Origin of the sequence: Brumimicrobium aurantiacum, assembly GCF_003402975.1 — a bacterium.
Lineage (GTDB): Bacteria > Bacteroidota > Bacteroidia > Flavobacteriales_D > Crocinitomicaceae > Brumimicrobium > Brumimicrobium aurantiacum.
In genome coordinates this window covers 181,242-196,537 of the sequence record NZ_QURB01000004.1, presented here as the reverse complement: position 1 = coordinate 196,537, position 15,296 = coordinate 181,242, and the positions used below count along the sequence as shown (strand labels likewise).

General features: G+C 34.6%; 12 protein-coding genes. 11 read left to right on the top strand and 1 reads right to left on the bottom strand.

The window, feature by feature from the left end; translation table 11 throughout:
• Positions 1-56 precede the first annotated feature (56 nt).
• Positions 57-629: a hypothetical protein gene (locus DXU93_RS08415; RefSeq protein WP_116880838.1), complete on the top strand. Its 573-nt coding sequence runs from the start codon at positions 57-59 to the stop codon at positions 627-629.
• Between the two features lie 96 nt (positions 630-725).
• On the opposite strand, the gene DXU93_RS08410 is transcribed toward DXU93_RS08415, so the two are convergent.
• Complete coding sequence (locus tag DXU93_RS08410) at positions 726-2,252, bottom strand: GH3 family domain-containing protein (RefSeq protein ID WP_116880837.1); 1,527 nt, start codon at positions 2,250-2,252, stop codon at positions 726-728.
• A gap of 209 nt (positions 2,253-2,461) precedes the next feature.
• On the opposite strand from DXU93_RS08410, the gene DXU93_RS08405 reads away from it, so the two are divergent.
• From DXU93_RS08405 to DXU93_RS08360, 10 genes are all read left to right on the top strand, one after another.
• Complete coding sequence (locus DXU93_RS08405) at positions 2,462-3,484, top strand: AAA family ATPase (protein WP_116880836.1); 1,023 nt, start codon at positions 2,462-2,464, stop codon at positions 3,482-3,484.
• 17 nt (positions 3,485-3,501) lie between these two features.
• Positions 3,502-4,374 carry a DUF58 domain-containing protein gene (locus DXU93_RS08400; protein WP_116880835.1) on the top strand — a complete coding sequence of 291 codons (873 nt, stop codon included), beginning with the start codon at positions 3,502-3,504 and terminating at the stop codon, positions 4,372-4,374.
• A complete protein-coding gene (locus DXU93_RS08395) occupies positions 4,371-5,318 on the top strand; it encodes a hypothetical protein (protein WP_116880834.1) in 948 nt (315 codons plus the stop codon). The genes DXU93_RS08400 and DXU93_RS08395 overlap by 4 nt, the downstream gene beginning before the upstream one ends.
• Positions 5,311-6,342, top strand: coding sequence for a VWA domain-containing protein (locus tag DXU93_RS08390; RefSeq protein ID WP_116880833.1), 1,032 nt, complete (start codon positions 5,311-5,313; stop codon positions 6,340-6,342). The genes DXU93_RS08395 and DXU93_RS08390 overlap by 8 nt, the downstream gene beginning before the upstream one ends.
• Positions 6,335-7,498 carry a vWA domain-containing protein gene (locus tag DXU93_RS08385; protein WP_116880832.1) on the top strand — a complete coding sequence of 388 codons (1,164 nt, stop codon included), beginning with the start codon at positions 6,335-6,337 and terminating at the stop codon, positions 7,496-7,498. The genes DXU93_RS08390 and DXU93_RS08385 overlap by 8 nt, the downstream gene beginning before the upstream one ends.
• Positions 7,488-8,243, top strand: a complete 756-nt coding sequence (locus DXU93_RS08380) for a tetratricopeptide repeat protein (RefSeq protein ID WP_116880831.1) — start codon at positions 7,488-7,490, stop codon at positions 8,241-8,243. The genes DXU93_RS08385 and DXU93_RS08380 overlap by 11 nt, the downstream gene beginning before the upstream one ends.
• Entirely contained in the window at positions 8,237-9,952 is a 1,716-nt protein-coding gene (locus tag DXU93_RS08375) for a BatD family protein (RefSeq protein ID WP_116880830.1), read from the top strand. Before DXU93_RS08380 ends, DXU93_RS08375 begins: the two co-directional genes overlap by 7 nt.
• The gene (locus DXU93_RS08370) at positions 9,952-10,683 is read left to right on the top strand and encodes a hypothetical protein (RefSeq protein WP_116880829.1); all 732 of its coding nucleotides are present in this window, start codon (positions 9,952-9,954) and stop codon (positions 10,681-10,683) included. The genes DXU93_RS08375 and DXU93_RS08370 overlap by 1 nt, the downstream gene beginning before the upstream one ends.
• 264 nt (positions 10,684-10,947) lie before the next feature.
• A complete protein-coding gene (locus DXU93_RS08365) occupies positions 10,948-12,231 on the top strand; it encodes a hypothetical protein (protein ID WP_240623443.1) in 1,284 nt (427 codons plus the stop codon).
• 80 nt (positions 12,232-12,311) lie between these two features.
• Positions 12,312-15,203 carry a TonB-dependent receptor gene (locus DXU93_RS08360; RefSeq protein WP_165851368.1) on the top strand — a complete coding sequence of 964 codons (2,892 nt, stop codon included), beginning with the start codon at positions 12,312-12,314 and terminating at the stop codon, positions 15,201-15,203.
• Positions 15,204-15,296 lie beyond the last annotated feature (93 nt).

Sequence of the window (15,296 nt, the reverse complement as noted above, 5' to 3'; positions counted from 1 at the left end):
TTTGTTATCTTATAGTATATACTTTATTAATATATAAAATAACGCACTCAGATAATATGTCAGACTTAACTTATCCAAGTCAAATTAAAATACCGAAAATTATAAAAAGAGAAGCAGAATTTGCTTTATCACATTATCCTGAATTGGAGGATGTAAGAATTGAAATTAAATTTAAAAAGAATATTAAGAAATCTACAATGCAGGCTCGCCCTAAATTTGGGAGCTTTTTTAAAACAAGAAGAAAGAGGGAATATGTAATTTTAATTAGCGAAAAGTTTAAGATTTCAGATAAAGAGTTCGCGACTGTAGATGTTCCTACAGATGTGATGATTGGTTGGATAGGTCATGAATTAGGACATATTATGGACTATCAAAATAGAAGTAAACTCAATCTTGTTTGGTTTGGACTGAAATATCTCTTTTCACCAACACATATCGTTGAAGCAGAGCGTGCAGCAGATACTTTTGCAGTGAATCATGGAATGGAAGAATATATTCTTAAGACTAAAAACTTCATCCTCAATCATGCAGATATCTCTTCAAAATATAAACTACGCATTCAGAAATTTTACCTTTCTCCGGAAGAAATTATGGAAATTGTAAACCATAGAGATGGGGGTAGGGAATGAAAAATGAAAAAATTAACAATGAAAAATTAACAATGAAAAATGAAGAGTGAAATATATTTCATTCTTCATTTAAATAAGTCATTGATCATTCTTCATTCAGGACTCTCCGTTAACAAACTTCTCCCACTCCTCAAATTTCTCTTCACTCATGACTTTCTCCATTTTAACTTGTCCGCCTTTCTTTTTGTTTTGATTAGACCATTCATAAAAAATGTCGTTAGAAACAATTTTTACTTTTAATCCTTTTAAAGCTTTGGATCGGGCCACTTTATAATTTTTATTCGATTGTTTAAAGAATTTGTCAAGTGTTTTAGAAACTTTTTCAGTATCCAAACTGTCTTCGCTTCCGATATACCAATGATGATAAAACTCTCCATCATCCGCTCGTTTTGCACAAACCAGATATTCGGAAATTTCAGTTTTATATTCGTCTTCTAATTGATTCATGGCGTCATCCATTTTGTTAACCGATAATTGAGAACCAACAGTATTCAAGAAAAACTTAGTTCTTCCTGTGATCTTAATCTCAGCTTTCTCAATGTTTGTAAATTCAATCGTATCACCAATCTCATAGCGCCAAGCTCCACTCACAGTACTAATGATTAAAACATATTCTTGATCCAATTCTACCTCTTTTAATGGAATAACTGGAGCATCAGGAACTAAAGATCCATCTTCTTGAATATAATCGGCTTTAAAAGGAACAAATTCAAAGTAAATGCCATTGTCCAACAATAATTGCATGGCATCTGTTTCTGGTCTTGTTTGTGAAGCAATAAAACCTTCAGAAGCAAAATAAGTATCGATCACAGTGATAGGATGTCCGAGTAAGGCATTGAAACTTTTTTCATAAGCCTTAAAAGCAACACCACCGGAGGTATAGACTTCAAAATTAGGCCATACTTCATGAATGTGTTCAACTTCATGATATTCAATCACTTTTTTAATCATGAGTTCAATCCATGTTGGAATACCACTAATTGCACCAATGTCCCATTCTTTTGCATTTTTTGCAATGGCTTCAACCCTTTCGTCCCAATCGTCAATATTCGAAATTTCATCTCCAGGTTTGTAATATCCTTTAAACCAAAATGGAATATTCTTCGTGCTGATTCCACTGATTTCTCCTTCTAGAAAATCATTATGTTCTTGTAAATTAGAGGAACTTCCCAGCATCATGATTTCCTTTTCAAAAAGATCGGCTTCAAAGTCAAAATTACTTAATGACGTAATTTGTCTAATTCCCGCTTGTTTAATCGCATCAAGCATTTCATCTGTAACAGGAATTCGCTTACTGGATTTTCCAGTAGTTCCAGAGCTTAAGGCGAAAAATTTAGGTTTTCCAGGCCATGTAATGTTTTCTTCTCCATCGTGGTATTTATTCCACCACTCTTTATTCATTTTATTGTAGTCAAAATAAGGAACTTTTTCTGAAAAACTTTTGGGTATATCTTCAGATTTTAGGATTGATGAAAAATCATATTTTTTTCCAAATTCTGTATCTTTTGCTTTAGAGAGTAGTTCAGTAAGCACTTTTTCTTGTGCTTCAACGGGATCGATATCGCTGGTGATAAAATCTTTAAATTCTATCATTCCTTTAATTATATTTCCAAATAGGGCCATTTTAATGTATTATAGTTTGAATTTATTTGCTTTTCAAACTAAGGATTTATCTTCTGATTATTTATTAAAATATGTTATTTGTTTTTTTGTCACTAAATTTGCAATTTCCGAAAATTATAAGCTGTTAAATATGCTTAACAATCTTTAACAGCGTTCAGGATATGCTTGGCAGAACAAATCAACATATTTGTATGATATAACATAAAACTATGGAAGAAAACACATCGTCTTCAGTTACACCCGCTGAATCAATTCGTCAATTGGCAGAAAAAATTCAAAATGAAACTCCTTTGATCAATATGATGAGAAAGGAGATGTCTAGTGTAATTGTTGGTCAAGACAGAATGGTAGAGCGATTGTTAATTGCTCTTTTGGCAGATGGACATATTTTACTAGAAGGTGTTCCTGGTCTTGCAAAAACACTTGCGATCAATACACTTTCTGATGTTGTAGGAGGAGATTTTAGTCGTATTCAATTTACTCCAGACCTTTTACCTGCAGATGTTACTGGAACCTTAATTTACAATCAAAAAAATCAAGAATTCTCTGTAACAAAAGGTCCAATTTTTGCCAATTTCGTACTTGCTGATGAGATCAATAGAGCTCCTGCAAAAGTACAATCCGCATTATTGGAAGCAATGCAGGAAAGACAGGTTACAATTGGTGATGACACCTTTAAATTACCAAAACCTTTCTTGGTGATGGCTACACAAAATCCAATTGAACAAGAAGGAACTTATCCGCTTCCTGAGGCTCAAGTCGACAGATTTATGCTTAAAGTGAAGTTAGAATATCCAAATCCAGAAGAAGAAATGCAAATCTTGCGTAGTAACGTAAGAAAAGAAGGATTGAATAAAGCCAAAGCAGTGGTAAGTCCGGATGATATAATAAAGTTAAGGGATTTGGTGCGAGAGGTTTATTTGGATGAAAAAATTGAAAAATACATCATCGATATTGTTTTCGCAACAAGAGATCCCAAAGCATACGATTTAATTAATTTGTCACCATTGATTTCTTTTGGTGCCTCTCCAAGAGCGAGTATCAATATGGCACTGGCAGCAAAAGCAAATGCCTTCTTGAATGGTCGTGCTTATGTGATTCCAGAAGATATTCGAAACATCGCAGTAGATGTTATTCAACATCGATTAGGATTGACCTATGAAGCAGAAGCGGAAGGTGTTGATGCCAAAGCCATTGTCGAAAAAGTATTGGCAAGGGTTGAAGTTCCGTAAATCGGTTGATCATAAAAATGGAAACGAAAGAGTTACTTAAAAAAGTACGAGAAATTGAAATTAAAACACGTGGTTTAACAAAACAGGTGTTTTCAGGGGAGTATCATTCTGCCTTTAAAGGAAAAGGAATGACCTTTTCTGATGTGAAAAATTATCAATATGGCGATGATGTGCGTAATATTGATTGGAATGTTACTGCTAGATTCAATGAGCCTTTTGTGAAAGTTTTTGAAGAAGAAAGAGAGCTTTCCGTATTTTTGGTGCTCGACCTTTCTGAATCGATCAATTATGGAACTCGCGTAAAATCAAAAAAGGAATTAATGCTTGAAGTGGCTGCCGTTCTTGCTTTTTCAGCGGTTGCAAATAATGATAAGATTGGTGCTATTTTTATTAGTAACAGCGTAGAAAAGTACATTCCACCCAACAAAGGTCGAATGCATGCCCTGATGATTTTGCGAGAATTGATTCTTTTTAAACCTGAAAAGGAGGGTACGAATATAAAGGAGGGTTTACGTTACTTTAGAAATGTGGTGAAGAAAAGAAGTATTTGCTTTTTAATTAGTGATTTCTATGATGAAACAGACTTTTTTGAAGGTCTAAAAATTGCAAATAGTAAACACGATATGGTGGCGATTCGTTTATTTGATTATGCCGAAAAAGAATTGCCAAAACTTGGTTTGATTAAAATGTTTGATGCCGAATCAAAGAAAAAACGTTGGGTCAATACAAATTCAAAAAAGGTTAGAGAAAAGTATAGAATGCAGTTCAATGACAATGAAAAACAATTGGTCATAAAATTCCGTAAGGCCGGTGTTGATTATGCTAGTTTATCAACTGACGGAAAATATCTTGCAGCATTAAATCGCCTATTTTTAACTAGAAGTAGATGATGAAGAATTGGCTACATATCGCTTTCTTTTTAGTGCTTAGCACTTGCTATGGACAAACATTAAACATTAATTTGAGTAGTGAAGAGGTTCAAATTGGTGAGCCTTTTACATTGACTTACGCTGTAATTAGTGATCAAGAAATCGAAAATGTAAATTTTCAAGCGGAAACGGGTTTCATTTCAGGAAATGCAATGAACCATAATCAGCAAAGTAACCTTACTGAAGATTATGAACTCGAAATTCTTCAGCCTTTCGAAGATACTTTATTCAAAGAAAATGGTGAGTTTATATGGAAGGGAAGCTATGAATTAATAGCCTGGGATAGTGCTTATGTTGCTATCTTACCCAAGGAAATTAAATTTAATGACAGTATTTATGCTTTTCCTGCAGGATTAGTTTACGTTTCAACACCGCCAGCTGATCCAACTAAACCATTGTATGATATCAATGAAGAATTTACAGAGTTGCCAGAAAAAAACGCCTTTGTAAAGTGGTTTGAGCAAAATTATATCTGGGTAGTAATTTTAGCTGTATTCGTTGTGGCTTTAATTATTTTCCTTAAGAAAAGATCAAGAAAGGCGCCTCCAGAATTAAGTATTAGAGAATTAACTTTGGCACAAATTGACCAGTTAGAAAAGACAAAAGGGTATGAAGTAAATCTTAAAGAATATTACTTCTCCTTGTCTTTGATTTTAAGAAGATTTTTTGCTGCACATTATCAGGACGGAATTCTGGATAAAACCACTTTCGAAATAGAATTGTTTTTGAAAAAGAAAGGGTTAAGTAAAGAATTGATTGCACTGACAAAACAGTTGTTAATGCAATCCGATATGGTAAAGTTTGCCAAGTCTGAGCCTGCCTTAAATGAAATTCAGAAAGTGACCAATGATGCTCGAAGTGTAGTCGATAAAGTCACTAAATTTGAAATTAATAAAGATGAGTAATTCATTTTTACATATCAGGTTTTGGGAGTATCAATTCCTTGCACCGCATTGGTTGTGGCTACTCGCTTTGGTTCCTGTTTTGATGGTTTTGCGTTATATTCGTTTGTCAAAAGAAGAAGGAACAGCCAAGTTTTCACAACCCTTAAGTCAGTTGAAAACACTCTCATTTTCGCCAATCAAAATGTTGATTTTTGGAATTTATGGCTGTGTCGGTTTTGGATTGATTATGTTAATTTTCGCCATGGCCAAACCTGTTCTCCCATTTGCGGATGATAGCGAAAATCAATATGACGATGGAATAGATATTATGATTGCTCTTGATGTCTCAATGAGTATGTTGGCAACAGATTTTTTACCGAATCGGTTGGAAGCGGCGAAAGATGTTGCAAAAGAATTTATTGACGCACGTAGATCAGATAGAATTGGATTTGTTGTTTTTGAAGGAGAAGCCTATACTGCTTGTCCACCTACGCGAAATTATGATTATTTGAAACAAACAATTGACGGAATTCAATCTGGGAAAATTGACCCAGGAACTGCCATAGGAACAGGTTTGGGAACAGCTGTGGCTCGATTGAGAACGGATAGTCTGCATTCTAAGGTCGTTATATTATTGACTGACGGAGATTCTAATCGAGGAGAAATCTCTCCTATGGCTGCTGCAGAATTAGCAAAAACTAAGGGAATTACACTTTACACCATTGGAGTAGGTAAAAAAGGTGTTGTAAAAATGCCGATCAATACACCATTTGGTCAGATTTACCAAAAAACACAAGTCAACATTGATGAAAAGCTATTAGAAAAAATGGCAAGCCATACTGGAGGTGAATACTTTAGAGCGCTGGGTAAAGAATCCTTGCGTTCAATTTATCAAACTATTGATCAAATGGAAACTCAAAAATTGGTCAATAATTCTGTGAAAAGAGAGCCGCCTTATCGCCCAATTTTCTTCTTATTATTTGGTTTGATTTTTATTTTAATAGGATTTATTTCCGAACAATTATTATTGAAAAACAATGCCTAAGTATAAAAAAACATATCAATATAGATTGCCATTTTTCTTGGTTTTGGCCATAGGAAATGAACTGCTATTTTGGATGTTTATTTGGCAAGTGATGCGAGTGTTTGGAGTATTTGTAGATCATTCTGCAGGTGAAACCTTAACTTTTTTGTCGCCACATTTTGGATGGTTCTTTTTTAGCGTTCCTCTGCTCATAGGTGTGTTTTATTGGCAAATGAAAAGGAGAAACCGCCTTATTGATGGGGTAGTAACGACCAAAGTACTGCGCACTTTTCTAAAACCTGTTTCTACTCGAAAAACCTTCTGGAGATTCTTTTTTATTCGCAATGCAGTCATTTTTACAATTTTTGCTTTGATGCAGCCTGTTTTAGGAACAAAAGAAGTAAGCGGAAAAGTAAATGGGGTGGAATTGATTTTTGCAGTGGATGTTTCTAACTCCATGAACACGCGCGATATTGTTGGCGGAGAAACAAGATTAACAATTGCTAAACGTGTAATGAACCAGTTGATTAACCAATCTTCTTCCTCACATGTTGGTTTGCTGATTTTTGCAGGAGATGCATATCCTCAACTTCCGCTAACCGCAGATAAAGACGCCGCTAAAATGTATATTGACGAAATCAATACCAGTTTTATTTCTAACCAAGGAACAAATATAGCTGCAGCATTAGATGAGTCAAGTCGATTTTTCTCTAAGAGAAACACCAAGAAAGTTTTGGTTTTAATAACAGATGGTGAAAACCATGAAGGTGGTTTAGACGATGCATACAATAAAATTAAAGACAAGAATATTGAAGTTCTTACATTAGGAATAGGGACGGTTAAAGGAGGTATAGTTCCACAAAATAGTAATCCGAACGCTAGGTCTCTAAAAGATGATTTAGGTAGGTCAGTAATATCAAAAGTGAATGAAGATATGCTGAATGAAATTAGTAATAGACTGAATGGTGACGTGAAATTAACTAACGAAGCTTTTCCAAATGTTTCAGATTTTTTAACGCATATTAACAACAGTTCAGGGGGTAACACAGTAAATTTGGAATTCAAGGTAAAAGAAAACAGGTATCAATGGCCGTTAGGTTTTGCAATACTTTCCATTTTACTTTTAATTTTTGTAGAATCTATTCCACAAACTTTTAGAAAATCAAATGATGCGTAATTACTTTTTAATAGCAATAGTGATGACTATGTGTGCTCTAACTTACGGGCAATCATGGGAGGACTCTCTACGTCTTGGAAAAAAGTTGTATCAAGAAAAGCAATTTGATAAAGCTTATCAAACTTTATTGCAAGCCCAAAAATTAGCTCCAAGTGAAGTAGATTTATCACAAGATATTGGGAACGCAGCATATAGGAATAATGATTTTGAAATGGCTGAAAAAGCATTTCGCGCTGCAGCCTCCAATGGAGTTGATGATAAGTCAAATGCTAAGCATTGGCACAATGTAGGGAATAGCCAGTTGAAAGCTAAAGATTATCAATCAGCAATAGAAAGTTATAAAAATGCGCTAAGATTGAATCCAGAGGAGGAGCAAACACGTTACAACCTTTCTGAAGCCCAACGTAGATTGGCAATTCAAAAACAACAACAACAGCAACAGAACCAAGATAGTCAAAATTCTGAGGATCAAAAGTCACAAGACCAACAGAATCAGAATAAGGCTGGTGAAGATGACAACAAAGAAAATTCGTCCCAAGAAAATCAACAAAATAATCAAGGGGGAGAAACACAAAATACTAATCCTAAAGAAGGAGAGGAAGAGCCAGTTTCAAAATTATCAAATCAAAAAACCGAGCGTATGCTTGAAGAATTGTTGAAAAAAGAAATGCAAACGAAGAAGAAAGTTCAAGGTGTCCGTTCGGGAAACCAAAAAAATCAAGTAAAATCAGGTAAAAAATGGTAAGAGCGGTATTGTTAAATATCATTTTTGGACTCTTAGTGGGTTTTACTTTCGGACAAGATGCATTTGTTCAATTGGATGTAGATCCTAAAACCGCTGAAAGCGGGCAAGCCATTACTGTGACAATCAAAACAAACATTGATGGTAAAATGAATATGAATTTACCAGATGAATTTATTCAAACTGGTGCGGTTCAAACAGGCATGTCTTCTTCTATTGTTTATGTAGATGGTCGACAAAAAGCAATGCGCTACAATTACCAAACATTTACTGGATATTTTGAAAAGGAGGGAGATTTTGAATTAGGTCCTGTAATAGTAAAAAGTCAAGGGGAATCTGTACAATCTAAAGTGCATAAAGTTAAAGTCATCAGTCGCCAAAATATGTTGAGTGCTGATCCAAGTGAAAATATGGATCAAATGATCTTCGGAATCATTGAGCAATCAAAAAATGAAATTTATGAAGGAGAACCTTTGTTACTTGAAGCCAAAGTTTACGCGCAAGTAAATGTGTTGCAATTCGAAGCTTTCAATACTTTTTCTTTAAACGGCTCCGCCGACGTACATGCTTTGGCAAATCCAAATCGGGTGAGTAGTGCTTATGCTGTGATCAACGGAAAAAACATTCAAACCTTTAAAATGGGGAAATCAGTAATTTTTCCTGAAAAAATTGGAGATTTTGATATTGAGCCTTTTCAATCAATAATATTTTTTGAGAACCCAAGAACGGGCTATCCAAAAAGAGCGAAAATTTCATCAAATCAATCTACCATAAAAGTGAAACCATTGCCTACAGGAACGCCAAAACATTTCATTGGTGCGGTAGGTGAATTTGATGTGACTTCAAAATTATCAAATACCAAATTAGATCAAGGTAAAGTGGTAGAACTAGATGTGACGATTAGTGGTCATGGTAACCTTCACAATATTAAAAAGCCGATTATTTACCTACCAAATGGATTGTCTTTTTATGGAGATCCTGAAGTTGTAGATTCTATTAATTTTTCTTCACGTGGTGCTGAAGGAACCAAGAAATATACCTTTTTTATTCAGGTAAATCGTCCTGGTAAAATTCAAATCAATCCAATCAAGATTGCTTATTTTAATCCAGAAACAGAAAAGTATGAATCTGCAACGTCTACAGTGAGAACTTTAAATGTGAAGTCAAATGGACAAGAGATTGTGGAGGTGACTAAGCCAGAAAAAGAAGAGGTGCAATTACCTATGATGCAACCTTACATTACAGAGCAAATTGGAGTAGATGACACTTCTATTGATTTGTTTAGAGGATGGAAAGGAACAGCTTTAATTTTTTCACCTTTAATGCTTGGATTTATTTTTGGAATAGGTGTAAGAATTAAGAATAACAAATCTGAACGTTCAACTTCAAAACGACTTTTATTCCAACATAGGGAAGAGGCATTAGGTAGATTATCACAGTTACACACAGAGGATAGCAACCTTGATAAACTTGGTGAACTCACTAAAATCTTGATTAGTTTCCTAGCAAGTGAATTCAATGTAAGTAAAGGAGAAATTTCAAGAGCGTTTGTAAATGCTCAAGTAGGAGTGAGGTTAACACAAGAAGCGAATGATCAATTAATCGATGTTTTTGATGAGCTGGATGCTATGAAATACGGTGGAAGTATTGAAAACTCTGATATTTCTGAATTAAAAATGAGTGTCGAAGAAATCATAAAATCTTTTGAATAATGAAATTAATTATTGTTATTCTTTCTTTTCTACTGTCAATTCAAGTTTTTGGTAGTGATTCCCTCTTCTTGAAAGGGGTTGATAATATTATGGAGAATAATTATGAAAAGGCGAGTGATATCTTCGCAAAAGATGCGGAAGAAAATCCTTCTTTCTCTGCTTTTTATAATTTGGGTGTAAGTTCTGGAAATCTAGACGATTGGCATAAAGCCAAGTGGGCTTTCGAATCCTCTTTAAAATATAAACCGTTAAATGGTGATGCACAATTTAATGCTGAGTTTGCTTCAAAACAATTGAATAATCGTCATACATGGGAACATCCTTTTCCTTGGATTGAACGTGTTATGCTTGGTTTTGGAATGTCTACATGGGTGTTTTTTGCATGTGTCTCTTCAATTTTTCTTGGTTTTCTCATCTATAAGGTGACTTCCTCTTCAAATATCAATAAATGGTTTTTCAGATTAATCGCACCTGCCGTTATTTTGTTTGGCGTTTCTTTCTACGGAGTTTATTCAATTAACATGCATTTTAATTCTTCGCATTATGCGATTCTTAAGAAAAGCGATGTTCCACTTTATATCTCTCCAAATGGAGTTGAATCACAAGATAAATTAGATCCTTCCGATCGTCTGGTTATCCTTAAGTATTTCAAAAATAATACATGGATTCAAGTTCAGTCCAAAACAAATAATATGCTTTGGGTCAAAGCAGAGAATGTGTACACCTACTAACAAGTTTTTAACTCGACGCTTCCCCTTTTTTTAAAATGACCTAATTCTAGAATGACCGGTTTTTTCCCTTCCATTCATTTAAGTTAATATTCCAACTTTTTTCTAATATTTTCTTTGATTTTTCCATGTGAATAATCAAGAAGTCCAGTATTACTAGTGCTGTAGCACGTGTGTTAATATTGATTTAATATACGTTTAATTTTCTCATAAACGGAAAAGAGAATATCTCCCGCATCTTTGCATCAAATAATTAAAAAGACAAAAATGAAAATTCAAAGATTAAAAGTTGGTGGGTTGTTAGTTGCAGCAACATTGACATTAGCAACAACATCTTGTAAGAAAGAAGGATGTACAGATGAAACAGCAATCAATTACAGCGAAGAAGCAAAAAAAGATGATGGTTCATGTGAGTATGAAGAAACTGTAAGTGACGAGTCAACAGTAGTTGTATCTTCAAATATTACAGAAAACACGACTTGGACAAGTGACAAAGTTTATGTTTTAAACACTAGAGTTGCTGTTACTTCAGGTGCAACTTTAACTATTGAGCCAGGGACAATCATCAAAGGAGAGGTTGGAACAGGACCAAATGCAACAGCTTTGATCATCGCAAGAGGAGCGAAAATTAACGCAGAAGGAGATGCAAACAATCCAATTATTTTCACAACTGTAGCAGACGAAATTCAACCAGGAGAAATCGATAGTCCAAATATGGATGCTAACCTTGATGGACTTTGGGGAGGATTAATCGTTTTAGGTAACGCGCCAATTTCAGCAGATAATCCTTCAGTACAAATCGAAGGGATTCCAGCATCAGACCAAAATGGTTTATATGGAGGGGCAGATGCATCAGATAATTCAGGAGTTTTAAAATATATTTCAATTCGTCACGGTGGTGCTAACATCGGAGAAGGTAATGAAATCAACGGATTGACACTTGGTGGTGTTGGTACAGGTACAGTGATTGAAAACATTGAGGTTGTTTCTAACCAAGATGATGGAGTTGAGTGGTTCGGTGGAACAGTGAATGTGAAAAACGTTATTGTTTGGAACGCTGGAGACGATGCATTAGATACTGACCAAGCTTGGGGTGGTACTTTAGATAACTTTATCGTAATCGGTGGAGAAAGTACAGATCACGCAATGGAAATTGACGGACCAGAAGGAGCTTATTTAGATGCGCATACTTTAAAGAATGGGTCTGTAAAAGGAGCTGATAATACTGAGTTAGCTGACTTCAGAGACGGAGCAAGAGCTTCATTAGAAAATGTTTACTTCTTCGGATTTGCTGATCCAGCAACAGACGGAAGAGGAGATTTCTCTTTAAGTGGTCAAGCTTCAATTGATAACTACGGATTAGGATTCATTTCACTTTCAAACATCGAAACAACACTTCCAAGTGGAGTAATGTTAACAGATGTGTTTAAAGAAGGAACAGACGCTGATGCAACAAACGTATCAGAAGGTGCTAACACTGTTGGTGCAAACGTTGGAGAATTTTTAGGATGGACGCTTTCTGACAAGCGTGGAGAACTTTCAAACTTTTAATAACATAAGATAGATCTAAGGTTTTCCTGAGGGCATTGCTCTCGGGAAATTCCTTTTTAAAAACTTTAATAATGTTAGTTATGCGAGTATATTTATTTTTGATCACATTAACTTTTATTGCTTTAACTTCTACTACTCAAGCACAAAAAGGTTTTATTGTTGGTGCTGTAAATGACCAAACAACAGGTGAATTATTACCTGGTGTTCGTGTGATGGTGAAAAATCAAAAGATTGGAGCTTATTCTGATCTGGATGGAGCGTTTAAAATAAACGTTGCAGAAGGTACTTATGATTTAGTAGTTACCTACATGGGATACGATACCCTTGAAATGAAAGAAGTGAATGTGCTGTCAAATCAAACAACGACTCTAGCTTTAATGAATTTAAAGTCCGAGACGAGTGATTTTGATGAAGTAATCGTAAAAGCTAAGCGTAAAACAAATACCGAAAATGCCATTCTTTCTTTGAAACAAAAATCAAGTAAGATGATTGATGGTATGTCTTCTGCAAAGTTTAAGAAGACAGGTGATTCTGATGCTGGTGCTGCCATGAGAAGAATTCCAGGTGTTTCGTTAAGTGATGGAAAATATATCTTTATTCGTGGAATTGGTGACCGATATAGTAAAACTTTACTTAATGGTTTAGAAGTTCCAGGTTTAGATCCGGACAGAAATACTGTTCAGATGGACCTTTTCCCTACTAAGATGATTAACAATATTGTGGTGTATAAAACGGCTTCTGCTGATTTACCTGCAGATTATGCGGGAGGTCTAATTGACGTGACTTTAAATAGTGCTGCAACAGAAAAAACCAGAAGTATTTCATTTGGTACGGCTTACAACCCAAACTATCATTTTAAAAGTAACTACTTAACTTATGACAAAAGTGGTGCTGATGCTTTAGGTTTTGGTGCAGGAAGCAGAGAGATACCAGCAGTCAATAATATTCCATTTTTTGCAGAAACAATTGCAGATCCAGATGGTGCTGAAGCAAAAAGATATAAAGAAATCCTAAGTTCTTTCAATCCAAATTTGGCGGCAATGGAAGCTAATTCATTAATGGATGTGAGTATTGGAGCCAATGTTGGAGATAACTTCAAAAAAGAAAAATATACGATTGGCTATAACTTTAATATGAACTATAAGAATGAAACGAAGTTTTACGAAGATGCGTTATATTCTCGTTATGGACTTTCAAACGATAGAAATACTACAGAGTTAGAGGTGAGAGAATTGCAAGAAGGTAACTATGGAGAAAATGAAGTGCTTTTAAGCGGAATGTTAGGTGTATCTTTAAATACTGATAAATCAAGTTACAACTTTAATTTATTGCACCTACAGAATGGAAACTCTACTGCTGGAATCTTTGATTATGAAAATACGGATCAAGGAGCTGTATTTAGTGGCTTTCAACACAATTTGGAATATGCACAACGTTCTTTAACCAATGCAATTCTTTCAGGAAAACATAGAATTAAAGATGGGGATTGGAACTTATCTTGGTCTTCTTCATCATCTCTATCTTCAATTGATAATCCTGATATTCGTTTTACACGTTACGAAATTAGAAATGATGGAAGTTACAATATTGGTACAGAGTCTGGTTTCCCAGAAAGAATATGGAGAGAATTAAATGAGTTTAATACTTCTGCAAAGGCCGACATCGAAAGAAAACTTAAACTGTTCGGTAATGATGGTTTGTTGAAGTTTGGTGCTGTTCAATCTTATAAAAAGAGAGATTATACAATTCGTTCTTTCAGTATCAATGTTAGAAATGTTGAGCTAACTGGTGATCCTAATGAGTTATTCGCTGAAGAAAATTTATGGCCTTACAATGGTGATATTTCAAAAGGTACAACTTTTGAAACTCCTTTTATTCCTGTTAATCCAAATCAATTCGAGTCTTCTGTTATGTCTTCAGGAGCATACGCTTTAACGGAAATTTCTCCATCAGAGCGTTTGAAATTAATTTTTGGAATTAGGTCTGAATATTATTCACAGAGATACACAGGAAGAGACCAGTTAGGAAATAATGTTTTAAATAATGATGTTGTATTAGATGAGTTAGGATTCTTTCCTTCTTTAAACATGGTGTATTCAGTTTCTGAGAAACAAAATATCCGTATTTCTTATGGAAAAACAACTGCTCGACCATCATTTAAAGAATTATCTTATTCTGAAATCTTAGACCCTATCACTGGAAGAACTTTTATCGGTGGTCTATTTAGAGATGCTAACGACCTTCTTGGTGTTGAGTATTGGGACGGAAATCTTGTAAGTACAGATATTCATAATTTCGACTTAAGATGGGAGATTTTCCACGGAAGAGGTCAAACTTTCTCAATCAGTGGTTTCTATAAAATGTTTAATAACCCAATTGAGGTTGTTCAATTTGCAACGCAAGCTGGGGCATTCCAGCCAAGAAACGTTGGTGACGGAACAGTTTTAGGTTTGGAGATTGAAGGTAGACAATCTTTAGAATTTATATCTAAAAAACTAAGTAACTTTAAATTAGCGGTAAATGTTACTTTAACAGAATCTCAGATTAAATTAAGTGCAACAGAATACGAATCTCGTGTAAATAACGCAAGAAATGGACAAGTAATTGATGAGTACAGAGATATGGCAGGTCAAGCACCATGGATTATTAATGGTGGATTTGAATATACAGGAGATAAAGGTTTTGCTAAAAACTTGAATGCAGGTATTTATTACAATGTTCAAGGTGAAACCTTATTGTATTCTGGAATTACAGACCGACCAGATATTTATACTGTTCCTTTCCATGGGATTAATATGAACGTTTCTAAACGTTTCGGAAAAAAAGAACAGTTTAATGCTGGTGTGATGTTGAAGAACGTGTTGAATGCCAAAAAAGAAGCTGTCTATAAATCTTTTGAAGCAGAAGACCAATACTTCTATTCTCTAAGACAAGGAACTACAATTAGCTTAAAAATGAGTTACAACTTTTAGTCTTTTCATAGTACACATTGAAACAAACAATGTGATTTTAATTAAAAAAGTCCAAGTATATCACTTGGACTTTTTTGTTGTTTAAAAGTCAGG

Excerpts from the sequence above, each read along its gene's own strand:
- DXU93_RS08385 (WP_116880832.1), top strand. The coding sequence starts at position 6,335 with ATGCCTAAGTATAAAAAAACATATCAATATAGATTGCCATTTTTCTTG.
- DXU93_RS08390 (WP_116880833.1), top strand. The coding sequence starts at position 5,311 with ATGAGTAATTCATTTTTACATATCAGGTTTTGGGAGTATCAATTCCTT.
- DXU93_RS08380 (WP_116880831.1), top strand. The coding sequence starts at position 7,488 with ATGATGCGTAATTACTTTTTAATAGCAATAGTGATGACTATGTGTGCT.
- DXU93_RS08365 (WP_240623443.1), top strand. The coding sequence starts at position 10,948 with ATGAAAATTCAAAGATTAAAAGTTGGTGGGTTGTTAGTTGCAGCAACA.
- DXU93_RS08360 (WP_165851368.1), top strand. The coding sequence starts at position 12,312 with ATGCGAGTATATTTATTTTTGATCACATTAACTTTTATTGCTTTAACT.
- DXU93_RS08375 (WP_116880830.1), top strand. The coding sequence starts at position 8,237 with ATGGTAAGAGCGGTATTGTTAAATATCATTTTTGGACTCTTAGTGGGT.
- DXU93_RS08415 (WP_116880838.1), top strand. The coding sequence starts at position 57 with ATGTCAGACTTAACTTATCCAAGTCAAATTAAAATACCGAAAATTATA.
- DXU93_RS08370 (WP_116880829.1), top strand. The coding sequence starts at position 9,952 with ATGAAATTAATTATTGTTATTCTTTCTTTTCTACTGTCAATTCAAGTT.
- DXU93_RS08395 (WP_116880834.1), top strand. The coding sequence starts at position 4,371 with ATGATGAAGAATTGGCTACATATCGCTTTCTTTTTAGTGCTTAGCACT.
- DXU93_RS08410 (WP_116880837.1), bottom strand. The coding sequence starts at position 2,252 with ATGGCCCTATTTGGAAATATAATTAAAGGAATGATAGAATTTAAAGAT.
- DXU93_RS08405 (WP_116880836.1), top strand. The coding sequence starts at position 2,462 with ATGGAAGAAAACACATCGTCTTCAGTTACACCCGCTGAATCAATTCGT.
- DXU93_RS08400 (WP_116880835.1), top strand. The coding sequence starts at position 3,502 with ATGGAAACGAAAGAGTTACTTAAAAAAGTACGAGAAATTGAAATTAAA.